Annotated in this window: 21 protein-coding genes and 2 riboswitches; of the genes, 6 read left to right on the top strand and 15 right to left on the bottom strand. The window is 71.4% G+C overall.

Translation table 11 applies throughout. The features are described 5' to 3' along the window. Positions 1-20 precede the first annotated feature (20 nt). The 4 genes from QUY26_RS11125 to QUY26_RS11140 form a co-directional block, all read right to left on the bottom strand. Positions 21-1,025, bottom strand: coding sequence for an ABC transporter permease (locus QUY26_RS11125; protein ID WP_289945512.1), 1,005 nt, complete (start codon positions 1,023-1,025; stop codon positions 21-23). A 369-nt stretch (positions 1,026-1,394) separates the two neighbouring features. After that, on the bottom strand, positions 1,395-2,210 hold the full coding sequence (locus QUY26_RS11130; RefSeq protein WP_436840304.1) for an enhanced serine sensitivity protein SseB C-terminal domain-containing protein: 816 nt from the start codon (positions 2,208-2,210) through the stop codon (positions 1,395-1,397). A gap of 827 nt (positions 2,211-3,037) precedes the next feature. Then, positions 3,038-3,976: an enhanced serine sensitivity protein SseB gene (locus QUY26_RS11135; protein WP_289945515.1), complete on the bottom strand. Its 939-nt coding sequence runs from the start codon at positions 3,974-3,976 to the stop codon at positions 3,038-3,040. 93 nt (positions 3,977-4,069) lie between these two features. Next, positions 4,070-4,792: an AAA family ATPase gene (locus QUY26_RS11140; protein ID WP_289945517.1), complete on the bottom strand. Its 723-nt coding sequence runs from the start codon at positions 4,790-4,792 to the stop codon at positions 4,070-4,072. 143 nt (positions 4,793-4,935) lie between these two features. Then, a riboswitch (glycine riboswitch) is annotated at positions 4,936-5,055 on the top strand. After that, a riboswitch (glycine riboswitch) is annotated at positions 5,056-5,186 on the top strand. It abuts the riboswitch before it with no gap. Positions 5,187-5,222: 36 nt separating this feature from the next. Between QUY26_RS11140 and gcvT the strand changes: the two genes are divergently transcribed. The 4 genes from gcvT (at position 5,223) to QUY26_RS11160 (ending at position 9,691) form a co-directional block, all read left to right on the top strand. Continuing rightward, on the top strand, positions 5,223-6,347 hold the full coding sequence (gene gcvT, locus QUY26_RS11145; protein ID WP_289945518.1) for a glycine cleavage system aminomethyltransferase GcvT: 1,125 nt from the start codon (positions 5,223-5,225) through the stop codon (positions 6,345-6,347). Between the two features lie 131 nt (positions 6,348-6,478). Further along, a complete protein-coding gene (gene gcvH, locus QUY26_RS11150) occupies positions 6,479-6,856 on the top strand; it encodes a glycine cleavage system protein GcvH (protein ID WP_289945520.1) in 378 nt (125 codons plus the stop codon). 25 nt (positions 6,857-6,881) lie between these two features. Continuing rightward, positions 6,882-8,144, top strand: a complete 1,263-nt coding sequence (glyA, locus tag QUY26_RS11155) for a serine hydroxymethyltransferase (RefSeq protein WP_289945522.1) — start codon at positions 6,882-6,884, stop codon at positions 8,142-8,144. A gap of 161 nt (positions 8,145-8,305) precedes the next feature. Continuing rightward, positions 8,306-9,691 carry an L-serine ammonia-lyase gene (locus QUY26_RS11160; RefSeq protein WP_289945524.1) on the top strand — a complete coding sequence of 462 codons (1,386 nt, stop codon included), beginning with the start codon at positions 8,306-8,308 and terminating at the stop codon, positions 9,689-9,691. Between the two features lie 34 nt (positions 9,692-9,725). On the opposite strand, the gene QUY26_RS11165 is transcribed toward QUY26_RS11160, so the two are convergent. Next, positions 9,726-10,604, bottom strand: coding sequence for a phosphatidylinositol-specific phospholipase C (locus QUY26_RS11165; RefSeq protein ID WP_289945525.1), 879 nt, complete (start codon positions 10,602-10,604; stop codon positions 9,726-9,728). Between the two features lie 284 nt (positions 10,605-10,888). On the opposite strand from QUY26_RS11165, the gene QUY26_RS11170 reads away from it, so the two are divergent. Then, positions 10,889-11,440, top strand: coding sequence for a glycoside hydrolase family 25 protein (locus QUY26_RS11170; protein ID WP_289945527.1), 552 nt, complete (start codon positions 10,889-10,891; stop codon positions 11,438-11,440). 13 nt (positions 11,441-11,453) lie between these two features. Here QUY26_RS11170 and QUY26_RS11175 read toward each other — a convergent pair whose 3' ends face one another. Then, a complete protein-coding gene (locus QUY26_RS11175) occupies positions 11,454-12,473 on the bottom strand; it encodes a zinc-dependent alcohol dehydrogenase family protein (RefSeq protein WP_289945529.1) in 1,020 nt (339 codons plus the stop codon). Positions 12,474-12,574: 101 nt separating this feature from the next. Between QUY26_RS11175 and QUY26_RS11180 the strand changes: the two genes are divergently transcribed. Continuing rightward, positions 12,575-13,510, top strand: coding sequence for an AraC family transcriptional regulator (locus tag QUY26_RS11180; RefSeq protein WP_289945532.1), 936 nt, complete (start codon positions 12,575-12,577; stop codon positions 13,508-13,510). 18 nt (positions 13,511-13,528) lie between these two features. On the opposite strand, the gene nadE is transcribed toward QUY26_RS11180, so the two are convergent. The 9 genes from nadE to QUY26_RS11225 form a co-directional block, all read right to left on the bottom strand. Continuing rightward, complete coding sequence (nadE, locus tag QUY26_RS11185) at positions 13,529-14,359, bottom strand: ammonia-dependent NAD(+) synthetase (protein ID WP_289945534.1); 831 nt, start codon at positions 14,357-14,359, stop codon at positions 13,529-13,531. Positions 14,360-14,408: 49 nt separating this feature from the next. Beyond that, entirely contained in the window at positions 14,409-15,374 is a 966-nt protein-coding gene (bla, locus tag QUY26_RS11190; RefSeq protein ID WP_289945536.1) for a class A beta-lactamase, read from the bottom strand. A gap of 337 nt (positions 15,375-15,711) precedes the next feature. After that, on the bottom strand, positions 15,712-15,924 hold the full coding sequence (locus QUY26_RS11195; protein WP_289955652.1) for an EF-hand domain-containing protein: 213 nt from the start codon (positions 15,922-15,924) through the stop codon (positions 15,712-15,714). Between the two features lie 140 nt (positions 15,925-16,064). Further along, positions 16,065-17,270: a YncE family protein gene (locus QUY26_RS11200; RefSeq protein ID WP_289945538.1), complete on the bottom strand. Its 1,206-nt coding sequence runs from the start codon at positions 17,268-17,270 to the stop codon at positions 16,065-16,067. Beyond that, positions 17,270-18,049 (bottom strand): polysaccharide deacetylase family protein, encoded by a 780-nt coding sequence (locus tag QUY26_RS11205; RefSeq protein WP_289945540.1) that lies wholly within the window; start codon positions 18,047-18,049, stop codon positions 17,270-17,272. The genes QUY26_RS11200 and QUY26_RS11205 overlap by 1 nt, the downstream gene beginning before the upstream one ends. A 417-nt stretch (positions 18,050-18,466) precedes the next feature. Beyond that, a complete protein-coding gene (locus QUY26_RS11210) occupies positions 18,467-18,970 on the bottom strand; it encodes an ATP-binding protein (protein WP_289945543.1) in 504 nt (167 codons plus the stop codon). A gap of 264 nt (positions 18,971-19,234) precedes the next feature. After that, complete coding sequence (locus QUY26_RS11215) at positions 19,235-20,005, bottom strand: enoyl-CoA hydratase/isomerase family protein (protein WP_289945546.1); 771 nt, start codon at positions 20,003-20,005, stop codon at positions 19,235-19,237. 108 nt (positions 20,006-20,113) lie between these two features. Beyond that, entirely contained in the window at positions 20,114-21,355 is a 1,242-nt protein-coding gene (locus QUY26_RS11220; RefSeq protein WP_289945548.1) for a L,D-transpeptidase, read from the bottom strand. A 172-nt stretch (positions 21,356-21,527) separates the two neighbouring features. After that, positions 21,528-22,790 (bottom strand): L,D-transpeptidase, encoded by a 1,263-nt coding sequence (locus QUY26_RS11225; protein ID WP_289945550.1) that lies wholly within the window; start codon positions 22,788-22,790, stop codon positions 21,528-21,530. Between the last annotated feature and the right edge of the window lie 56 nt (positions 22,791-22,846).

Below are 22,846 nucleotides of genomic sequence, written 5' to 3' on the forward strand. Positions count from 1 at the left end.
GGGCAAGTCAGTTGGGCCTGCTAGCGGGTTCCCTTGGGGTCGAGCGCGTCGCGCAGACCGTCCCCGAAGAGGTTGAAGGCGAGCACCGTGATGAAGATCGTCACGCCTGGGAAGACCATGAACATCGGGTCGTGCTCGTACGTTTCGAGAGCGTCCCGCAGCATTCCGCCCCAGGAGGCGGTCGGCGGCTTGACACCCGCGCCCAAGAAGCTGAGGGCGGCTTCCGTGAGGATGTTGGTGGGAATCATCAGGGTCGCGTAGACCGTGATCGGAGCGACCAGGTTCGGCAGCAGTTCGCGGAAGAGGATGTGGCGCCGACCGCCGCCGAGGCTCTTGGCCGCCTCCACGTACTCCCGCTCGCGCAGCGAGAGCGTCTGGCCGCGCACGATGCGCCCGATGTACGGCCAGCCGAAGAAGCCGATGACCAGGACGAGGATCGCGACGCGCACGCTCGTCCCCTGTAGTCCCAGCAGATCGTCGGGGAGCACGGAGATCAGGGAGATGATGAAGAGCAGCTGCGGGAAGGAGAGCAGCACGTCCATCACGCGGCTGATCAGGGCGTCGACCCAGCCGCCGAAGTAGCCGGCGATGATCCCGAAGAGCGTGCCGAGCACCACGGCGACGATCGCGGCGAGGAAGGCCACGAGCAGCGAGATCCGCGCGCCGTAGACGATCCGGCTGAACACGTCGCGGCCCTTGTTGGGCTCGACGCCGAAGAGGAAGTCGCTGCTGACACCGCCGAACGCGCCCTGGGGCAGGTTCGTCAGCGGGTCCAGCTTCTCCTGGTGGAAGTCGTTCGGCGGGTGCCCGAGGAGGTTGACGATCAGGGGCGCGAAGACCGCGACCAGGACCAGAACGAGCACGGTGATTCCGCCGGCCAGGGCGACCTTGTCCCGCTTGAGTCGGTTCCAGGCGATCTGCTTGAGCGACCGTCCCTCGACCTTCTTCACCCCCGCACCAGCTGCGGGAGCGACGTCCTCGGTGGGTTTCGCATCCGCAGGTGTGTCATGCAATGGCGCCGTCATCGTGGCAGGGACCCCTCTCAACCGGCGGTGACCGGCCCGCACTTGCCGCTGTAGCGACGTGAATCGTCCGTCGTACACAGGGGCGAAGACCCCTTGGAGCGGGAGTCTTCAACGGGGTCGTGATCTGTTACCAGACTTGTCGGGGAATGGATGCGCAACCGTGATGCTGATCGAGGTGTTCCGTTATCCGGACGAGACTGAACGCCGGGCGAACGCGGGGCACTTCGGGGTCAAGACGCCACGGGGACCCATAGCGTCACTCCCGCACCATTGCCGGACATCGCGCACATCGGCGCTGATCAGCGAGGCCCGCACCGGCGAAATCCGGACGCTGTCCGGATCAGTGCGGAGGGGTTTGCACCGTTTTGTTCAGTACGCGGCGGGATAGCCGTATCCGCCCGCGGCGGGGGCCGGGGCCGCCTGCGCGTCGCGGTCGTAGAACGGGCGGGCGTTGGCGCGCAGCCACATCGCGACCGGGTCGTGCGGGTCGGCCATCGCCACCGTGGAGACCGGCAGTCCCTCGGGGACGGCGCCGATGGACTGCTGCATCATCGCGCGGACCGTGTCCACCGCGCCCGGCGAGGTGTCGTACACGTCGAGGCCGATGGCCAGGTACGGGGCGCCGAGCGCGGGCTGCACCCAGGCGCGGCGCAGCGAGCGGACCGTCGGGGTGCGGTGGGCGTTCTGGCTCAACAGGGCGTAGAACTGCGGGAGTTCGATGGTCGGCTCGGTCAGCCGCAGCGGCCCTGCGGGCTGCAGGTCCAGGCCACTGGCGATGCGGCGCAGGTCCAGCCAGGGGATGCCGACGCCGCCGCCCGGGGCGTGCGGATTCAGCCACAGGCCGTAGTGGTCGGGGTACAGCGCGCGGGCCGCGTCGAGGCCGCCGAGGACCTCGTAGCCGCGGTTCCAGCCGCTGGCGGAGAGCTCCTGGGCGGAGGTCACACAGGGGGCGTAGCCGAGTCCTTCGACCTCCATGTTGCCGTACTGCGCGTCGGGGGAACCCGACTGGCCGTGCCACAGAAGCATCCACACCTGGCCGTCGGCGAGGGCTGCGAGCAGCGCCTCATACGCGTCGTAGCGTCCCGGCGCCACCTGGCGCAGCATGTGCTCGACGTTTCCCCCAGCCCGCGGGCGCGCTCGAACAGGGGAGGCCCCGTCGCCCGCGGCCGTGCCCGACGCACTCACCCGTAACCGCCCCTTCACGACTTGCCCGATGTGCTCGACCTGTCCGCACGGCCGTGCTCCGACCGAGTCAATGGAACCAGCTTACTTCTGGCGTGGGCGCCTTGATCGGGGCTCGGGGTGGGCGTTGGTCCTGTTTCCCGCCACCGGGGCTGCGGACGCTGTGCCGCCGCTGCGCGGCGGCCATCCCACCCGCCCACCCGTTTCTGTGGGCCCCGGGGCGGGGCGGTCCCGTGGGGCCCGGGGTGGGGCGGTTCTGTGGGTCGCGGGTAGGGCCGGGCAGTTCTGTGGGCCATCCGCCTCAGCCCCGTCGGGGGCGCCGTCGAATCGGCGCTTCGCGCCTCGTCCTCAAACGCCGGACGGGCTGAATACTTCGCCGGGGACAGGCTGAAGGCTTCGCCGGGGTGGGCTGAGGACGCACCGGCGGGGTGGGCTGAGGACGCACCGGCGGGGTGGGCTGAGGACGCACCGGCGGGGTGGGCTGAAGTACGGCGGGCCGGGCTGTAGGCGCTCCGGGCAGGCAGTGCGGACCGCCCCGGCCGCGGTAATGGCGGGGGCGGGCGGGTGGGAGAGAGCCCGTCCGGCGCTTGAGGACGAGCGCGCAGCGCGATCCGGGGGCGACCCCGGCGGAGCTGAGGGTGCCGGGCCGTCGGGCACGCCGGTGCAAGTCCGGGCGGGCGGGCGGGTGGGAGACAGCCCGTCCGGCGCTTGAGGACGAGGCGCGGAGCGCCGATAAACGGGGGCGCCCCGGCGGAGATGAGGTGCCGGGCTGTCGGGCAGGCCCGGGAGAGGGGTGGGCGGGTGGGTGGGAAAGAGCCTGCGGCAGGCGGTCAGTGGGAGGTGTAGAAGGGGCGGATGTGGGTGCGGAGCCAGTCCGCCACCGGGTCCTGGGCCACGTCCAGGAGGACGAGGTTGACCTGCCAGGCCGGCGGGACCTCGGTGAGGGCTCGGGCCAGGGCCTGCATGGGGGCGTCGCGGGCATCGCCCTCCCAGGAGGAGAGTTCCACGCCCACGAACAGGGACGGGTCCTCGCCCTCGACGCTGGCCAGGCAGCGGCGGGCCGTCAGGACCACCCCGGTCGCCTGGAACTCGCGGGACGCGGCGCCCAGGAAGTCGACCGGGTCCTCCTTCCAGTCCGGCTCGAAGAGGCGGACCCGGCCACCCGTCGTGGGGCCGTCCAGCTCCGTGCGCCCCACCCGGCACAGCGCTGCCACCGCGGGCGGCGGCAGCGGCACGGCGACCGTGCCCTCCGGGTTCAGGACGATGCCGAGCTGCGGCTGAAGACCGCGTGCGAACTCCACCGCGGGCGCCACCGCCCAGCTCATCCGGCCCCCCGTGACCTGCTGGAACTGCTGCTCGGACGTGAAGACGGGGACGTACGCCTGGCCGTCGATCTCCAGTGTGGGCAGGTCGAGCGTGCCCTGGTCGGGGCCGCCGCCGGACGGGAGCGGGACCCAGACCCGGCCGCGCCCCAGCGTCTCGACGATGCGGGCGCCCACCGCGTCCGACGGCGGGGCGCCGAGCGACGCGGCCAGGACCTCCTCCAGCTCGTTGGCGGGCCAGCCCTCGTGCGGATGGCCGTGCGACTCGCCCAGCGGATGGCTCTGAAGATCGCCCTGCGGGTGGCTCTGGAGATCGCCCTGCGGGTAGCCCTGAGGGTCGCCCAGGGGGTGGCCGACCTGCGGATGTCCGTACGGGTGCCCCTGCTCCGGCCCCTGTGCCGGAATGCCGCCCGGGACGCCCCCCGGGTAGTCCCCCGGATAGTTCATATGTCCTCGACCCCTGCTCTGCGCTCTGCCGTACTCCTGTGCTGCGGGCCCGACCCTAACCGGGAGTCCCACAGCACACCCCCCTCAGCCCCCTCAGCCCCCGAACCCGATCTCCCGCAGCGCCCCCGCCGCCTCCCGGTCCAGGAGCACCGCCGAACCGCAGCCCCGCGGCAGCTCGCCCCGCTCGGCGGCGCGGACGAGGTGGCCGACCGTCCTGCGGTGCCGAGCGAAGGCGTACCGGGACACCCCCCGGCCGCGCTCCCGCTGCCCGTGCAGGGCGACCTCGACGGGCACGTCGAGCAGGAGCAGGTGCAGGGTCGCGCCGCGCCGGGCGGCCGCGCGGGCCAGCCAGCGGCGCACCCACGGCTGCGTGCCGCAGTCGTGCACGACGACGCCCGCGCCGGAGCGCAGCGCCCGGCGCAGGCCCGCGTAGTGCGCGAGGCGGACCAGGGGGCGGTAGAGGGCGTACGGCAGGAGCCGGGGCATCCGGGCCGCCCAGCGGTCCCGGGTGTCCTGGGAGTCCACGCGCGGCCCCGCCACCGCGCGCCGCATCAGCGTGGACTTGCCGCTGCCGGGCAGCCCGGACACGACCACGACGTCGTGCGCGGCGAACACCAGGCGGCGCGGGCCGCGCCGGCCCCGGTCCCTGAGGTCGCGCACGACGGGCCGGGGGAAGTACCCGAGGCTCTCGCGCACGGGCGCACCGGGTTGCGGCGGCACCACGTCGCTCCCGGGCGGCGCCGCACCCGTGGTGGTCGCATAAGCACCGCTCCTGTGCACCGTGATCGGCCTCCCCATGCTGGTCACGTCACTCATCCCCAGTACTTCTCCGTTGAGTGTAAAGAGACGGTAATGCCGCACAAGGGCATTCCGCGGATGCCGCCGTCGTGAAGAAGTTGCTGCTGTCGTGAAGCGGGGGCGCGTGCAATGATGTGCGCGCCAACTCCATACCGGCCGCTTGAATCCGCGCGGGAGAGTTCCCGGAGACGTGACCGCACATCGAGGCGGACGTCGTCCCGGGGCGCCGAAGGAGCAAGTTCCTCCCTTGAATCTCTCAGGCCCCGTACCGCGCGGGCGAGGCACATCTGAAAAGCGGGTCGATCCCCGGTCACACCGGTCACAGGGGCGGCTCCACCCAAGGTGCAAGTCATGCCCCGTCATACGCACGGGACGTGGTGAACCTCTCAGGTTCGATGACAGATGGGGAGGATCGACCTCGCCCGTCATGCCCCGGGAGCCAGTACTGATGAGCAATACCTCACGCCACACTGCCTTGGATGCCCTGCATCGCGAGCTCGGTGCGACCATGACCGACTTCGCGGGCTGGGACATGCCGCTGCGGTACGCCAGCGAGCGCGACGAGCACAACGCCGTCCGCACCCGCGCCGGCCTCTTCGACCTCTCCCACATGGGCGAGATCACGGTCTCCGGCCCCGCGGCGGTGGACCTGCTCAACCACGCGCTCGTCGGCAACATCGGCTCCGTCGGTGTCGGCCGCGCCCGCTACACCATGATCTGTCAGGCCGACGGCGGCATCCTCGACGACCTGATCGTCTACCGCCTCGGCGAGAGCGAGTACATGGTCGTCGCCAACGCAGGCAACGCCCAGGTCGTGCTCGACGCGCTGACCGAGCGCGCCGCCGGCTTCGACGCCCAGGTCCGCGACGACCGCGACGCCTACGCCCTCATCGCCGTCCAGGGACCGGAGTCCCCCGGCATCCTGAAGGCGGTCACGGACGCCGACCTCGACGGCCTGAAGTACTACGCGGGCCTGCCCGGCACCGTCGCGGGCGTCCCCGCCCTGATCGCCCGCACGGGCTACACCGGCGAGGACGGTTTCGAGCTGTTCGTGGCCCCCGAGCACGCCGAGGGGCTGTGGCGGGCGCTGACCGAGGCCGGTGCCCCGGCCGGCCTGATCCCCTGCGGCCTGTCCTGCCGCGACACACTGCGCCTGGAGGCGGGCATGCCGCTGTACGGGCACGAGCTGACGACGGCCCTCACGCCGTTCGACGCCGGTCTGGGGCGGGTCGTGAAGTTCGAGAAGACGTCGCACGCGGACGACTTCGTGGGCGTCGAGGCGCTGCGCGCGGCCGCCGAGCGCGCCGAGGCCGCGCCCCCGCGCAAGCTGGTGGGCCTGGTCGCCGAGGGCCGCCGGGTCCCGCGCGCGGGCATGAGCGTGGTCGCCGACGGCCAGGTCATCGGCGAGGTCACCTCGGGCGCGCCGTCCCCGACCCTGGGCAAGCCGATCGCGATGGCGTACGTCGACGCGGCGCACGCCGCCCCCGGCACGGCGGGCGTGGGTGTGGACATCCGCGGTACGCACGAGCCGTACGAGGTCGTCGCGCTGCCGTTCTACAAGCGCCAGAAGTAGCCCGGCGGCGGTGTTCCGCGCCGCCGTCGGACGCCTCCCGCGTCCCGTCGGCGCCCGTGGTGACACCCGCCCGTCTCAGTCCGTAAGACCACGTTCATCAGCACTCGCCCGCGTACAGGAGAATTCACGCCATGAGCAACCCCCAGCAGCTGCGTTACAGCAAGGAGCACGAGTGGCTGTCGGCCACCGAGGACGGTGTGGCCACGATCGGCATCACCGAATTCGCGGCCAACGCGCTCGGTGACGTCGTCTACGCCGACCTGCCGTCCGTCGGCGACACGGTGACCGCGGGCGAGACCTGCGGCGAGCTGGAGTCGACGAAGTCGGTCAGCGACCTGTACTCGCCGGTCAGCGGCGAGGTCGTCGAGGCCAACCAGGACGTCGTGGACGACCCGTCCCTGGTGAACTCGGCGCCCTTCGAGGGCGGCTGGCTGTTCAAGGTGCGCGTCGCACAGGAGCCGGGCGACCTGCTCTCCGCCGACGAGTACACCGCGTTCGCAGGCAGCTGACCACGGCGTAAGGACTGATCTTCCGATGTCGCTTATGAACACCCCTCTCCACGAGCTCGACCCGGACGTCGCCGCCGCTGTCGACGCCGAGCTCGTCCGCCAGCAGTCCACCCTGGAAATGATCGCCTCGGAGAACTTCGCTCCGGTCGCCGTCATGGAGGCCCAGGGCACGGTCCTCACCAACAAGTACGCCGAGGGCTACCCCGGCCGCCGCTACTACGGCGGCTGCGAGCACGTCGACGTCACCGAGCAGATCGCCATCGACCGGGTCAAGGACCTGTTCGGCGCCGAGTACGCCAACGTCCAGCCGCACTCCGGCGCCTCCGCCAACCAGGCCGCCCTCTTCGCCATCGCCAAGCCCGGCGACACGATCCTCGGCCTGGACCTGGCGCACGGCGGCCACCTCACCCACGGCATGCGCCTGAACTTCTCCGGCAAGCAGTTCAACGTGGTCGCCTACCACGTGGACGAGGCCGGCCTGGTCGACATGGCCGAGGTCGAGCGCCTGGCCAAGGAGAACAGCCCCAAGGTGATCATCGCGGGCTGGTCCGCCTACCCGCGCCGGCTGGACTTCGCCGAGTTCCGCCGGATCGCCGACGAGGTCGGCGCCTACCTGTGGGTCGACATGGCGCACTTCGCCGGTCTCGTCGCCGCCGGGCTGCACCCGAACCCGGTGCCGTACGCGGACGTGGTCACCTCCACCACGCACAAGACGCTCGGCGGCCCGCGCGGCGGCATCATCCTGGCCCGCAACAAGGACTTCGCGAAGAAGCTGAACTCCGCGGTCTTCCCCGGTTTCCAGGGCGGCCCGCTGGAGCACGTGATCGCGGCCAAGGCCGTCTCCTTCAAGGTCGCGGCCTCGGACGACTTCAAGGAGCGCCAGCAGCGCACCCTGGACGGCGCCCGCATCCTCGCCGAGCGCCTGGTGCAGGACGACGTCAAGGCCGTCGGCGTCGACGTCCTGTCCGGCGGCACGGACGTGCACCTGGTCCTGGTCGACCTGCGCAACAGCGAGCTGGACGGGCAGCAGGCCGAGGACCGCCTCCACGAGGTCGGCATCACGGTCAACCGCAACGCGATCCCGAACGACCCCCGGCCCCCGATGGTCACCTCCGGCCTGCGCATCGGCACCCCGGCCCTGGCCACCCGAGGCTTCCAGGACGAGGACTTCCGCGAGGTCGCGGACGTGATTGCCGAGACCCTGAAGCCGGACTTCGACGCCGAGGCCCTCAAGGCCCGGGTGTCCGCTCTGGCAGCGAAGCACCCGCTGTACCCCGGCCTGAAGTAGTTTCGTACGCTTTAGTTGGTACGGACTTCCGGGGCACCGCGCACACTGGACATGAGGACAGTGCGCGCGGTGCCCCGCACCACGTGCCCACCAGCACGGCAAGCTGCCCCCGCACCACCCGGCGGACAAAGGCGTCTACCACCCATCATTGGAGTTCTCCCGTGGCCATCTCGGTCTTCGACCTGTTCTCGATCGGCATCGGCCCGTCCAGCTCCCACACGGTCGGCCCGATGCGCGCGGCGCGCATGTTCGCCCGCCGCCTGAAGAACGAGGGCCTGCTGGCCCACACCGCCTCGATACGCGCGGAGCTGTACGGCTCCCTCGGTGCCACCGGCCACGGCCACGGCACCCCCAAGGCCGTCCTGCTCGGCCTGGAGGGCGAGTCCCCGCGGACCGTGGACGTGGAGTCGGCGGACGACCGCGTCGAGCAGATCAAGTCCACGGGACGCCTGAACGTCCTCGGCATGCACGACATCGCCTTCGACTTCGACGCCGACCTGATCCTGCACCGCCGCAAGGCCCTGCCGTACCACGCGAACGGCATGACCGTCTTCGCGTACGACACCGACGGCGCCCTCGTCCTGGAGAAGACGTACTACTCGGTCGGTGGCGGCTTCGTCGTCGACGAGACCGTGCTCAATCAGGAGGGCGCGGCCGGGGAGAACCCGATCGTCCCCGACGACACGGTCCTGAAGTACCCCTTCCGCACCGGCGACGAGCTGCTGCGCCTCTCCGCCGAGACCGGCCTTTCCATCTCCGCGCTGATGCTGGAGAACGAGAAGGCCTGGCGCACCGAGGACGAGATCCGCGAGGGCCTCCTCGACATCTGGCGCGTCATGCAGGCCTGTGTGTCCCGCGGCATGTCCCGCGAGGGCATCCTGCCCGGCGGCCTGAAGGTCCGCCGCCGCGCCGCGAACTCGGCCCGGCAGCTGCGCGCCGAGGGCGACCCGCAGGCCCGCGCCATGGAGTGGATCACGCTGTACGCGATGGCGGTGAACGAGGAGAACGCCGCGGGCGGCCGTGTGGTCACCGCCCCGACGAACGGCGCCGCCGGGATCATCCCCGCCGTCCTGCACTACTACATGAACTTCGTGCCCGGCGCCGACGACGAGGGCGTCGTCCGCTTCCTGCTCGCCGCGGGCGCCATCGGCATGCTCTTCAAGGAGAACGCCTCCATCTCCGGCGCCGAGGTCGGCTGCCAGGGCGAGGTCGGCTCCGCCTGCTCGATGGCTGCGGGCGCCCTCGCCGAGGTCATGGGCGGCTCCCCCTCCCAGGTCGAGAACGCCGCCGAGATCGGCATGGAGCACAACCTCGGCCTGACCTGCGACCCGGTGGGCGGCCTCGTCCAGATCCCGTGCATCGAGCGCAACGGCATGGCGGCCGTGAAGGCCGTGACCGCCGCGAAGATGGCGATGCGCGGCGACGGCAGCCACAAGGTGTCCCTCGACAAGGTCATCAAGACCATGAAGGAGACCGGCGCCGACATGAGCGTGAAGTACAAGGAGACGGCGCGCGGCGGGCTCGCCGTGAACATCATCGAGTGCTGAGCCCCGCCACGCGCCGGCCCCTCGGACCGCGCGCCTAGTTGTGCGCGATCAGTGACTCCACCAGACCGGCGCGGGTGTTGGGATAGTCCATCGGGACGATCCCGAGCCCGTGCCAGGTGCGTCCCTCCGCGCTCTCCAGGAGGGTGTGCGTCCTCGGGTTGAGGTCGTCGGCGTTCCAGCGCGGCGGGATCGCGGCGGCCGTGCTGACGAAGTTGATGTACTGCTTGCCCGGCTGGGCCGCGGCCTTCCTGAAGTGGGCCTCGATCTTGGGGAACTTGGCCGCGGGCACGGCGTTGTAGTCGTCCTGGATGTCGAAGAGGCCGCCGTCGCCCCAGCGGATGCCGCCGGGCAGACCGCCGTTGTCGGCGATGAGGACGACCTTCCCGCGCACATCGCCGAGGCGCGGCCAACCGTCGCCGATGTGGAACAGGGAGCGCCAGCCGCGCCGGTCCAGATAGTCGTCGAAGATCGCCCGGAACGTGGCGTCGCTCTCCTGCGAGTACTCCTGCTTGACCCGCATCAACACGGTCTCCGTGGGCTGTCCGCGCAGGAAGTCCCGGCAGGCGCCGAGCACGTCGTCGAAGTTCAGGTTCTGGTAGAACGCGCCGTGGTGAATGGTGAAGGACCCCTCGAAGGCCCGACACCGGATGTCCAGGAACCGTATGCCGGAGCCCAGTTGCTGCCCCAAGGTGGTGTTCTGGCACTCCACCCACCAGCCGCCGAAGCGGGCACCCGAGTCGTGCGTGCCAGGAATCGTCAGGCGCTGCAGGGGCGTCCCCGCGTCGATGCCCGCCATCCAGTTCTGCGTGCCGAGAGCACGCGTGCGGGTCCTGGCGGAGGCGGGGGCGGCGAGGAGGGCGGTGGCGGCGGTGGCCGTGGCGCCGGTGAGGAAGGCGCGGCGGGTCAGGGGCATGTGGGGTCCCGTATCCGTGAGTGGGGGGTGGTGGCGGACGCGCGTGCCCGTACTCCATACACGCACGGAGGCAAGGAACGCCAGTACGAGGGTGGAACCAGCCCCTCACGGGGAACGGTCAAGTAACAGTCAACCATTGACCGTTCACCCGTTGAACCTGAACCGATCACTGATCACCGATCGCCCCTCACGCGCCGGACCCGGCCACCCCACGGCCCCGGCACCGGAGCCACTCCCCCACTCCCCCCCACTCCCCCCACTCCCCCCACTCCGCTGGAGGCCACATGCTGCGCGGCATCGACGTCAGCTCCCACCAGTCGTCCTTCTCCACCGCCGGACTCTCCTTCGTCATCGTCAAGGCGACGGAGGGCCGCTCCTACATCAACCCCCGTCTCGCCGCCCAGACGAAACTCGCCCGCGACGGCGGCTGCGTCGTCGGCTTCTACCACTTCCTGTGGCCGGGCAACATCACCGCCCAGGCCGAGTACTTCGTGAGCAAGGCGCCGGAGCGGGCCGGGGACTTCCTGGCGGTGGACTGGGAAAGGACCGGCGACGGCACGGCGGCGACCAATGCGGAGAAGGACCGTTTCATCAGGGAGGTGAAGCGACTGCGCCCCGACCACAAGGTGATCTTGTACTGCAACCGCGATTTCTGGTTGAACCACGACGTGACGTCGTTCGCCGGAGACGGCCTCTGGATCGCCGACTATGTGACGGCGGGCAAGCCCCGCATCCAGGCGAAGTGGCGCATCCACCAGTACACGTCGACGCCGCTGGACAAGAACGTGGCGGACTTCGCGAGCAAGGACGCGATGCGGGACTGGGCCACGCCGTAGCCCGGCACCGCCGCTAGGGCCGCACCACGATCTTGCCGATGTGGGTGTTCGTCTCCATCAGGCGGTGGGCGTCCGGCATGCGGTCGAGGCCGTCGAAGACCTGCGCGATCCTGGGGCGCAGGGTGCCGTCCCGCAGGCCCGAGTCGAGGTAGGCGGCGGCGCGGCGGCGGGCGTCGGGGGTGTCGGTGACGAGGGCGTTGTTGTAGCCGTGGACGGTTACGGGCCAGGTCATCGGGACGGTGGCGGGGCGGGCGTCGAGCCAGCCGTAGAGGACGTAGGTGGCGTTGTCCGCGGCGGCCTCGCCGAGGGTCCGGAAGGCGGGGCCGCCGATCGCGTCCAGGACGATGTCGGCGCCCCGGCCTTCGGTGCGGCGCTTGGTCTCCTTCGCCATGTCTTGCGTGTCGGTGACGATGACGTGGGCGGCGCCCAGGTCGAGGAGTTCGCGGCGCTTGGCCTCGGTGCGGGTGGTGGCGATGGGGGTCGCGCCCGCGCGGCGTGCGACCTGGAGGGCCGCCGTGCCGACCCCGCTGGACGCACCGGTGATCAGGACGTGGTCGCCGGGGCGCATCCCCGCGCACAGGTGCAGGGCGCCGTAGGCGGTGGTGTACGTGAGCCAGACGGCGGCCGCCGTGACCGCGTCGACGTCGGCGGGGCGCCGGGCGACCGCGTGCTGCGGCAGCACGACGCGGTCCGCGTACACGCCGTGGGCGCTCAGCTCGAAGTTGCCGGTGGCCAGGACGGCGTCGCCGGGCGCGAACGCCGTCACGTCCGCGCCCACCGCCTCGATGACGCCCGCGGCCTCGTAGCCGTTGCGGGAGGCGGGCAGGGTGGGCGGGTAGTAGTAGGTGCCGGAGCGGAGGAGGGCTTCGGCGCGGTTGAGGCCGATCGCCTCGACGCGGACGAGGACGTCGTCCGGGCCCGGGGCGGGCAGTTCCACTTCGCGCACCTTCAGGACTTCGGGTCCGCCGATCTCGTCAAAGAGCACTGCCCGAGCGGTGGTTGACGTGTGTGATGTCGCTTCCTTCGTTGTCATGGTGGACACGCTAGGCAGCGTCCGCGAGACGTTCCATGCTCGCTGATCTCGGTTTTCTGTCCGTTCGTCGCGCTGCTCGGTGTGCGCGCTACGGTTCGGACATGGACGTACTCAGTGACGCGGTCGCCGCCATGCGGCTCGGGCGGCCGCACTCCGCGATCTGGGACAAGTACGCGCCGTGGGGCGCGCGGTTCGGGGAGTCCAGCGGGGCCGGGTTCCATGTGCTGCTGCGGGGGTCGGCCTGGCTGGTGCCGGGGCGGGAGGGCACGGAGCCGATCGCGCTGGCGCCGGGGGACATCACGTTCGTCGCGCACGGCAGCGGGCACGCCCTGATGAGCGAGCCCGGCGCGCCGCTGGACCGGTTCGAGCTGGAGTCGGACGGGTCCTGGCCGAGGCCGCCCGCGCGGTCGGTGGACGGGGAGTCGGGCGAGCCGCCCGCCGCGGTGCTCCTCTGCGGCGCGTACCGCCTGGACCGCGCCCGCGCCCACCCGCTCCTGTCCGAGCTGCCCGAGGTGGTCCACCTGCCCGCCCGCGTCGGCGCCCACGGCTCGCTGCGCGGGGTCGTGGAGCTGCTCGGCGCCGAGCTCGACGACCCGAAGCCGGGCTCGGACACCATCGTTTCGGCGTTGCTCGACACGATGCTGGTGTACATCCTGCGGGCCTGGTGGCTGGGCGAGCGGCACGGCACCGGGCATCCGACGGGCTGGGCGGCGGCGCTCGCCGACCCGGCGGTGGCGGCGGCGCTGCGGGCCGTGCACTCCGATCCCGGGCACCCGTGGACGGTGGCGGAGCTGGGCGCGCTCGGCGGGCTCTCGCGGGCGCCGTTCGCCCGGCGGTTCGCGGCGACGGTGGGCTCGCCGCCGCTCGCGTACCTGACGTGGTGGCGGATGACGACGGCCGGCCGCCTCCTGCGCCACGAGGACACGCCCCTGCGGGTGATCGCGGAACGCTGCGGCTACGCCTCGGAGTTCGCGTTCGCCAAGGCGTTCAAGCGGCAGTTCGGGGTGGCACCGGGGCGGTACCGCAAGGCCGCGTAGCCGGCGAGCGCCGGTCGTTCACGGGGCGACGGGCAGCTGCCGCTTGTGGTCGGTGAGGCGGTAGCGGCGGACGATGCTGTCGAAGGCGCGCGCGTCCCCCGGCTTGCCTTCGAGGAAGTCGTCGATGTCGTCGTAGGTGACGCCGAGGGCGTCCTCGTCGGCCTTGCCCGGGTCGAGGGTCTCCAGGTCGGCCGTGGGGGTCTTCCACACCAGCTCGGCGGGGGCGCCGAGGGCGTCCGCGACGGCGCGCACCCGGCGCTTGGTGAGGCCGGTGAGCGGGACCAGGTCGGCGGCGCCGTCGCCGAACTTGGTGAAGAAGCCGGAGACCGCCTCGGCGGCGTGGTCGGTGCCGACGACCAGGCCGTCGTGCGCGCCCGCGACCGCGTACTGGGCGATCATGCGCTGCCGGGCCTTGATGTTGCCGTGCACGAAGTCCTGGTGGTGGGCGTCGCGGAAGCGCACGCCGGCGGCCAGCGAGGCGTCGAGGGCGGCGTCGCTCGCGGGCTTGATGTCCACGGTCAGGACCTCGTCGGCCTGGATGAAGGAGAGCGCGAGCTGGGCGTCGTGCTCGTCGGCCTGGACGCCGTAGGGCAGTCGCATGGCGTGGAAGCGGGCCTCGTGCCCGGCGGCGCGGGCCCGCTCGACGGCGAGCTGGCAGAGCCGTCCGGTGGTGGTGGAGTCGACGCCGCCGCTGATGCCGAGCACGAGGGAGCGCAGGCCCGTGGCGGTGAGGCGCTCGGCGAGGAACGCCACCCGGCGCTCGATCTCGCGCTCGGCCTCGAAGACCTCGGCCACCTGGAGTTCCCGGGCGATCTCCTGCTGCAGGGCGATGGCCGCCGACTCGCTCACGTCTGGCTCCTCGTTCCGGTTCACGATGTGCCGTCCACCCTACCGAGCCCTACCGAGGGGTCTTCCCCGGCAGCACGGACGTCACGTAGGCGGCGGCTTCGGCGAGCAGGGCCTGGTCGTACGGCGCGTCCTTCGCCGCCTTGCTCGTCATGATCGCGAGGAGGACGGGCGGCGCGGACCGCGGGGGCCAGAGGACGGCGATGTCGTTGAGGGTGCCGTAGTCGCCGGTGCCGGTCTTGTCGGCGATGGTCCAGCCGCGCGGCAGGCCCGCCTTGATCCGCTCGGCGCCGGTGGCGTTGCGCTGGAGGAGGTCGAGGAGGAAGGCGCGCTTCCGGCCCGCGAGCGCGTCGCCGAGGACGATCTTCCGGTACGTGCCGCCGAAGGCGCGGGGCGAGCTGGTGTCGCGGGGGTCGCCCGGGGTGGCCTGGGTGATCGCCGGTTCGACGCGGTCCATGCGCGTGACCTTGTCGCCGAGGCCGCGGGCGTAGGCGGTCAGGCGGTCGGGGCCGCCGAGGTCGCGGAGCAGCAGGTTGCCCGCGGTGCCGTCGCTGAAGCGGATGGCGGCGTCGCACAGCTGCCGGATCGTCATGCCGGTGTCGACGTGGCGCGCGGTGACCGGTGCGTGCTTCATGAGGTCGGCTCTGCTGTACGTGACGCGCTTGTCGAGGTGGGACAGCGGGTTGCCGTCGAGGACGGCGGCAGCGGCGAGGGCCTTGAAGGCCGAGCAGAACGCGAAGCGCTCGTCCGCGCGGTGGGCGAGGGTGGTGCCGGTGGCGGTGTCGAGGGCGTAGACGCCGAGGCGGGCGTCGAACTCCCGCTCCAGGTCGGCGAATCGGCGGCGGTGACGGCGGGCGTCCGGCGCGGAGGCGGAGGCGGACGGGGAATCGGCCGGGGCCGAGGCCGTGCCGCGGGGGCGGGTGACCGGGTCGTCGTCCTTGGTGCAGGCGGCCAGCGGGGCCAGCGCCGCCGCCCCCAGGAGTCCGCGGCGCGTCAGGGCCGAGCGCGGCGACGTCATGGCCATCCCCCGTCAGGCTCTGCGAACACAACGAGCTGAGGCGAACGATACCTTCGGCCCCGCCCGGCGTCGGCCCCGGCCGCCCTCGCCGCCGGCCCCCGTCAACTTCCCGGACGTGGCCAGCGGCTAGGCGAGCGCCACCCGCTCCGCCACCTCCGGTTCCCCCGCCTCGACCTCCCGGACCAGCGCCGGTGCCGGGTCGGCGGGGCGAGCGGGGCGGGGGCGGCCGACGGGACGGGACAGCCCGGCCTGGACACGGTCCTGGTGACCAGCGAAGGGGCCGCACCCCGGACACCGGGTGCGGCCCCTTCCGGGCGCGGGGCGGCCGAGCCACGCGCTACTTGTTCAGGCTCGCCCAGAACTCGTCGAAGGACAGCAGCTTGTCGCCGTTGGTGTCCTTGGACTTGATGATGGCCTCGGCGACCGACTCGGTGACGTTCCAGTCCCCCATCTGCGCCATGGCCTGCTTGTACTCCGCGGCCGTGATGAATCCGTCGCCGTCCGCGTCGAACCGCTCGAACTGCTTGCGTGCCTCTTCGATGTCCGCCACCGGGTCCGCCCCTTCGTTCTGCATTACTGACGGGGGTCAGGGTAACGGCCGGACCGGGCGCCGATCGCAGGGAGTACGCCCTTGGCCAGCGCACAAGGCGGTCCGGACGCCCCGCGTCGGCGTCCGGGTCGGCGCCCCGGTCAGCGGAAGATGCCCGTGTGCCCCAAGGAGTACCGCCCCGGCTGCGGGTAGACCGCGAGGCCGTGCGGGCCGCCGCCGACGGGGATGCGGGCGAGCTGGACGCCGGTGCGGGTGTCGATGGCGTACACCTCGGAGTCGTAGCGCCCGGAGAGCCACAGGACCTTGCCGTCCGCCGAGACGCCGCCCATGTCGGGGCTGCCGCCGTCGGGCAGGTGCCACTTCTTGGTGAGCTTGTTCCTGGTGAAGTCGAAGACGGACACCGAGCCCTCGCCGCGGTTGGAGACGTACATCTCGCGCGAGTCCCTGCTGACGTACAGGCCGTGGCAGCCCTTGCCGGTGGGCAGCAGTTCGGGCTCGGAGAAGGTGTCGCCGTCCAGGACCCACATGCCGTCGGCCATCATGTCGGCGACGTAGAACTTCTTGCCGTCCGGGGAGACCTTGACGTCCTGCGGCATGGCGCCCTTGAACGGCAGCTTCTGCTGGCCGACGACCTTCATCTTCTCGGTGTCGACCTTCAGGAGCTCGCCGGAGAACTCGCAGGACACGATGAAGTAGCGGCCGTCGAGGGAGAAGTCGGCGTGGTTGACGCCGTAGCAGCTCACCGGTTCGGTCTTGACGCGCTTCATGGTGTGCGGGTCGCGGAAGACCAGCTCGCGGTCCAGGGAGGCCATGACGACGGCGTACTTGCCGTGGGGCGTGAAGTAGAGGTTGTACGGGTCGTGCACCTCGACGGGCTTGCCCGCCTTGCCGGACTTGGGGTCGATGGGCGTGAGGGTGTGGCCGCGGTTGTTGTTGACCCAGAGCGTCTTCATGTCCCAGGACGGCACGACGTGCTGCGGCTGGACGCCGACCTTGATCGTGTCGATGACCTCGTACGTCTTGGGGTCGATGACGGAGACGGTGTTGGAGTTGGTGTTGGGGACGTAGACGCGCGCGGGGAAGTCCTTGACCACCGGGGAGAGCTTGTTCGGGCGGTCGGCGGCGTAGACGTCCTTGGGGTCGAGGACGGGCGGCATGCCGGGCAGGCCCCGGACCGCCTTCGGCTTGGCGGGCTCGGGCACGGCCTCGGTGGCCAGGGCCTTGTTCTGCCGGTCGGCCTGCTCGGTGCCGCAGCCGGCGAGCGCGGCGGCGACGGCGGCACCGGCGGCGAGCAGTACGGCGGTGCGCCGGGTCAGGGGCAGCGGGGTACGGGTACGGGTGGGCATCAGGTCAGCAGCTCCGTGGTCGTGACCGCGCGCAGGCCGCGGCGGTGGAGTTCGTCGAGGACGGCGGGGAGCGCGGCGACCGTGTCCGCGTACCCGAAGTGCAGGCTCACCACGGAGCCCGCGCGGGCCCCTTCGGCGACGGTGCGGGTGACGGCCGCGGCGCCGGGCGAGGTGAAGTCCAGGGAGTCGACGTCGTAGGACAGGACGTGCGGGTAGCCGGCGCGGCGCGCGAGGCGGGCGACGAGCGGGCTCGCCCGCTGGGCGCGCGAGGGCCGGAACCAGTTGCCGATGCCGCCGGTGAGCCGGCGGAGGCGGTCCGCGCAGCCGGTGATCTCCTGGTACGCGGCCCGCTCGGGCAGGGCGTTGACGTCCCGGTGGTTCAGGGTGTGGTTGCCGAGGTCGTGGCCGCCGTCGAGGATGCGGCGGGCCATGCGGGGGTGGGCGTCGAGCCAGCTGCCGACGGCGAGGACGGTGACGCGGGCGCCCGCGCGTTCGGCCTCGGCGAGCGCGGCGCGGGCGGTGCGGAGGTCGCCCTGGCCGTGGAAGGTGAGGGCGACCTCGGGGCGGCCGCGGGGGCTGTGGGCGATCTGGACGGGCAGGCCGGGGAAGCCGCGGGGCCCGGGTGCGGGGCCCGGGGTGGCGGGCGGGCGGGACGGCTCGGGGGTGGGGCGGGGGGACGCGGTGCGGGCGCAGCCCGTGGCGGTGGCCGCGGCGGCGGCGAGGCCGACGGCCGCCCGCAGGGCGCCGCGGCGGTCGGTGCCGTCCGCGCGCTCAGTCACGCCGGCCCTTTGGCTCAGTCACGCGGACCATTTAAGGGGGGCTTGCGAAGAAAGCCGTTGATTGACCTGTTTCAGGACGTTTGCGGGTCGGCTGGCCTGGACCAAGTGAGGGCAGCCAAACCAGGCCCATCGCCCCACACAGGCAGCGTTTAGCCATCGTTTACAAGGTGAGTGCTCTATCTCACCAAGGATTCACTTTTAAAGTGTCACCATCTGTAATCATATGCCCGGATTAGGACTTTTGGTTCGGTGGCGCCCACCTGTCATAGTCGGGAACGAGCGACTCTCCTTGACCCGAGCTATGTCGTCTTCGCGGCCGTGGGCACACCCCAATTCGCCCATGGCCCCTCCCGAAGGCCCCCGACAGCGCCGCACCCACGGCCCCCGGGGGCTTTCGCGTACCCCCGGGCCGCGCGGTCAGCGGTCGGTGATCCGCATCTCGAACCAGGTCGTCTTGCCCCGCGGCAACAGGTCCACGCCCCAGCGGTCGGCGAGCTTGTCGACGAGGAACAGGCCTCGGCCGCTGACGTCGAGCTCATGGACGGGCATCAGACAGGGCAACCCCCGCGAGGGGTCGCGCACCTCGACCCGGATCCAGCCGCGCCGCCGCAGCGTGCGCAGACCGAAGACGCGGGCACCGGTGTGCCGCACGGCGTTGCCGACGAGTTCGGACACCAGGAGCACGACGTCCTCGGTGAGCTTGGGCGTCAGGCCCCAGTGGCGCAGGACGACCACCTGCGCGAGGCGGCGGGCGATGGCCGCGGACTCCGGACGCGAGGGCAGCGGGACCTCGGCCTCGGCCGGGTTGCCGAACAACTCCAGTGCCTTCAGCGCGTGTTCGTCCTCCACCGCCGGAGACCAGCGCGCCTCGGTCGCGCCCGTGCGCCGCCGCGGCTGTTCGAAACCCTCCTGCCCCGCCATGCCCCCCATCATGGCCGCCCCGTGACCGCATCGGGGCCGTTCCGACGGAATAAGCCCCCCGGAAGCTTCCGTTCCGGGGGGCTGTTGAGGCATATGCCAAAGGCAGCTCGACCCCCGCCACACCCGCTCTCACCTGCGATGACTTCTTGCTCACAAGTGATCACGGAGCGCCCGCAAGGGCCCTTCCTTAAGGTTGTCTTAAGCCTGCCATAATCCGCCCCTTCGGGGGACACTTTGGCTGACGGGCCTTCAACTGGCCGGACTTCAGCGGAACTTCGCCTTGCCGGGGCCGTCCTCCACGAAGCTGCGCATGCCCCGCTCGCGGTCCTCGGTGGCGAACAGGCCCGCGAACCACGTGCGTTCGATGGCGAGACCGGTGTCGATGTCCGCCTCCAGACCCGCGTCCACGCTCTCCTTGGCGGCCCGCAGTGCGAACGCGGGCCCCTGGGCGAGCTTCGCGGCCCACGCGTGCGCCTGCGCGTACACCTCCGCGGCGGGCACGACCCGGTCCACCAGGCCGATGGTCAGCGCCTCGTCGGCCTTGACCATGCGGCCGGTGAAGATGAGGTCCTTGGCCTTGGCCGGGCCGACGAGCCGCGGCAGCCGCTGGGTGCCGCCCGCGCCCGGGATCAGGCCGAGCAGGATCTCGGGCTGGCCCAGCTTGGCGTCGTCGGCGGCGATGCGGAAGTCGGCGCACAGCGCCAGTTCGCAGCCGCCGCCGAGGGCGTAGCCGGTGACGGCGGCCACGACCGGCTTGGGGATGCGGGCGATGGCGGTGAAGGAGTCCTGCAGGGCCCGGGACCGCACGACCATCGCCGCGTGGTCCATGTCCTGCATCTCCTTGATGTCCGCGCCGGCCGCGAAGACCTTCTCGCCGCCGTAGAGGACGACGGCCCGCACGTCGTCACGGGCGGTCGCCTCCGCCGCGAGGTCCTTCAGCCGGTCCTGGAGCGCGATGTCCAGGGCGTTCATCGGGGGGCGGTCGAGCCGGATCGTGCCGACGCCCTCGGCGACTTCGAGATGCACAGTTGTCATGCGGGGCACGTTAGCCGTGCCCCGCACGCCGCGGGTGAAAGGGTCGGGTCCCGAAAGTGCGGTTCAGGTCCCGCAAGTGCGGTTCCGGTCCCGGAGCTGCCGGAAGGCCTAGGCCTTCCACTTCTCCCAGGACATGTTCCAGCCGCTGTAGCCGTTCTCCGGGGCGATGATCTTGTCGTTCGAGTTCTTCACCACGACGACGTCACCGACCATCGAGTGGTTGAAGAACCAGGCGGACGGCACCTTCTTGTCGTAGCCGCCGCGCACGTCCCGCAGGCCGATGCAGCCGTGCGAGGCGTTGTAGTTGCCGAACGCGTCGCCGCCCCAGTAGTTGCCGTGGATGAACGTGCCGGACGTGGACAGGCGCTGGGCGTGCGGCACGTCCTTGATGTCGTACTCGCCGCCGTAGCCGACGGTCTCGCCGTTCATGCGGGTCACCTTGAGGCGCTCGCTGATGACCATCTGGCCGTTCCACGTCTCGTAGCCGGGCTTGCCGGTGGTGACGGGGATCTTCTTGAGGACCTTGCCGTCGCGCACGACGGTCATCTTCTTGGTCTTGACGTCGACGGTGGAGACCTGGCTGCGGCCGATCTCGAAGGTGATCGTCTTGGCCTGCTTGCCGTAGACCCCCGGGCGGCCCTCGACGCCGTCGAGGTTCATCTTCACCGTGACCTTGGTGCCCGGCTTCCAGTACTTCTCCGGGCGGAAGTCCAGGCGGTCGTTGCCGAACCAGTGGCCCTCGACGGGCACGGACGGCTCGGTCTTGATCTCGATGGCCTTCTCGACCGCGTCCGGCGCCGTGATGCCGCGCGAGAAGGTCACCGAGAACGGCATCCCGACGCCGACCTTGGTGCCGTCCTCGGGGTTGAACTGGCCGACGAAGGTGTTCTTCGGCACCAGGGTCGTGAACGCCGATTCCTTGGCGGACGTGCGGCCCTCGGAGTCCTTGGCGATCGCGTGGACCTTGTACTTGGTCCCGGCGGCGAGGTGCCTCTCGGGCATCCACTTCGCGCCACCGGCGACGATCTTCCCGGGGACGGCCTTGCCCTTGGGGTCCTTGACCGTCACCTCCGACAGCTTGCCCTTGGCCGCGGATATCTTCAGCGCCCCGCTGGTGGCGACGGCGTCCGCGCCGTCCTTGGGAGCGATGGTGACGACGGCCCGCGAGGGCTTGTTGTCGTCCGCCTTGCCCTTGCCGCCGTCCCCGTCGCCGGAGTCGGAGCCGCCGCCGCACGCGGTGACGAGCAGCAGCGTCGCCCCGGACGCCGCCGCGAACAGTGTGTCGGCGCCCCGCCGCCGCCCGCGCTTTCGCGTGTGAGCCGACGCCCCCGATATCGGTCGCCCGTTCAAGATTTTCTCCCCTCGCACGGCCCGATCAGGCCCGCACTCCAGTGCCCCGCGCGGTGGTCGAGAATGAGCCGACTCGCGCACTGCGCTAGATAACCACAGGCCCAGAAGCGATGACTCCCCGCCAATGTCACCGTTCCGTTCCAACTGCGTTCACGGTGCGGACCTGTGGCTGTCAGGGGCGGCCCGAGCGGGGCCTCTTGTCGTCCTTTTTCCCATCTGCGGCTTTCTTTCCCGTCTTCCATTCCTCCCAGTCCATGTTCCAGCCGCCCAGTCCGTTGTCGGGAGCCACTTTCTTGTCGTCGCTGTTGACGACCTCGACGACGTCACCGATGAGGGTCCGGTCGAAGAACCAGCCCGCGGGAGTACGGGAACTGCCGCCCTTCACGTCGCGCAGGCCCACACAGCCGTGGCTGACGTTGGTCTTGCCCGGGGCGTTCGGCGCCCAGTAGTTGCCGTGCAGAAAGGTGCCGGAGGTGGTCAGGCGCATCGCGTGCGGCACGTCCGGGATGTCGTACTCGCCGCCGAAGCCGACGGTGCGGCTGTTCATGCGGGTCACCTCGAGCATCTCGGTGACGACCATCTTGCCGTTGTACGTCGTGGTCTTCGGGGCGCCCGCGGTGATCGGGACCGTGGCGAGCAGCTCGCCGTCCCGGCGCACCTCCATGGTGTGCGCGGCGGCGTCGACCAGGCTGACCTGGCTGCGGCCGACGGTGAAGGAGAACGTCTTGTCCTGCAGGCCGTAGACGCCGGGCGCGGCCTTCACGTCGCGCAGGTCCAGGTCCACGGTGACCTTGGTGCCCGGCTTCCAGTACTTCTCGGGGCGGAAGTCCAGACGCGTGGCGCCGAACCAGTGCGGCCGGACCTCCACGGCCGGCTCCGCGGTGACGCGGACGGCCCGCTGGACGGCCTTCCTGTCGGCGACCTCGCGGTTGAACTCCAGGGAGACGATCATGCCGGTGCCGACCGTGGCGCGGTGCTCCGGCGTGACGTACCCGATGAAGCGCTCGTCGGGGACGAACGTGGTGAAGGTGGTGTGCCGGGCCGTGCGCCGCCCGTGGCCGTCCAGGGCGACCGCGTCCACCGTGTACTTCGCGGCGAGCGCGAGCGGGCCGTCGTCCACCGGGCGCCAGGTCGAGCGGTCCGCGCCGATGCGCCCGGCCACCTCTACCTCCTGCGCGTCCTGGGAGCGCACCACCCGCACGGACTCCAGGCGCCCGTCCGGCACCCGCACTTCGAGGCGCTCCCCCGCCCGCACGTTCTTGTCCCCGTCGCCGGGCGTGACCCGGATCGCGTCGGCGGGCCGCGGCGGCTTGCCCAGCATCCCGTCGAGCTCGGACCCGGAGCAGCCCGTCGCCCCGAGTGCCAGTCCTGCCCATGCCACCGCTGCGGCCAGCGCGGCCCCTGCGCGCCGAGCGCGTCTCGTTGCCTGTCTCACGTGGGTCCCAACGACCGTGCCCGCCCGGGGAAACGTGAGTGCGACGCACCGGCTGG

This window comes from Streptomyces flavofungini (assembly GCF_030388665.1).
Classification (GTDB): domain Bacteria; phylum Actinomycetota; class Actinomycetes; order Streptomycetales; family Streptomycetaceae; genus Streptomyces; species Streptomyces flavofungini_A.

What these genes read in the sequence shown, in the direction of transcription:
- gcvT (WP_289945518.1), top strand. Translation starts at nt 5,223, where the DNA reads ATGAGCAATACCTCACGCCACACTGCCTTGGATGCCCTGCATCGCGAG.
- QUY26_RS11170 (WP_289945527.1), top strand. Translation starts at nt 10,889, where the DNA reads ATGCTGCGCGGCATCGACGTCAGCTCCCACCAGTCGTCCTTCTCCACC.
- QUY26_RS11125 (WP_289945512.1), bottom strand. Translation starts at nt 1,025, where the DNA reads ATGACGGCGCCATTGCATGACACACCTGCGGATGCGAAACCCACCGAG.
- QUY26_RS11180 (WP_289945532.1), top strand. Translation starts at nt 12,575, where the DNA reads ATGGACGTACTCAGTGACGCGGTCGCCGCCATGCGGCTCGGGCGGCCG.
- QUY26_RS11210 (WP_289945543.1), bottom strand. Translation starts at nt 18,970, where the DNA reads ATGGCGGGGCAGGAGGGTTTCGAACAGCCGCGGCGGCGCACGGGCGCG.
- bla (WP_289945536.1), bottom strand. Translation starts at nt 15,374, where the DNA reads ATGACGTCGCCGCGCTCGGCCCTGACGCGCCGCGGACTCCTGGGGGCG.
- QUY26_RS11135 (WP_289945515.1), bottom strand. Translation starts at nt 3,976, where the DNA reads ATGAACTATCCGGGGGACTACCCGGGGGGCGTCCCGGGCGGCATTCCG.
- glyA (WP_289945522.1), top strand. Translation starts at nt 6,882, where the DNA reads ATGTCGCTTATGAACACCCCTCTCCACGAGCTCGACCCGGACGTCGCC.
- QUY26_RS11140 (WP_289945517.1), bottom strand. Translation starts at nt 4,792, where the DNA reads ATGAGTGACGTGACCAGCATGGGGAGGCCGATCACGGTGCACAGGAGC.
- gcvH (WP_289945520.1), top strand. Translation starts at nt 6,479, where the DNA reads ATGAGCAACCCCCAGCAGCTGCGTTACAGCAAGGAGCACGAGTGGCTG.
- QUY26_RS11200 (WP_289945538.1), bottom strand. Translation starts at nt 17,270, where the DNA reads ATGCCCACCCGTACCCGTACCCCGCTGCCCCTGACCCGGCGCACCGCC.
- QUY26_RS11175 (WP_289945529.1), bottom strand. Translation starts at nt 12,473, where the DNA reads ATGACAACGAAGGAAGCGACATCACACACGTCAACCACCGCTCGGGCA.
- QUY26_RS11165 (WP_289945525.1), bottom strand. Translation starts at nt 10,604, where the DNA reads ATGCCCCTGACCCGCCGCGCCTTCCTCACCGGCGCCACGGCCACCGCC.
- QUY26_RS11215 (WP_289945546.1), bottom strand. Translation starts at nt 20,005, where the DNA reads ATGACAACTGTGCATCTCGAAGTCGCCGAGGGCGTCGGCACGATCCGG.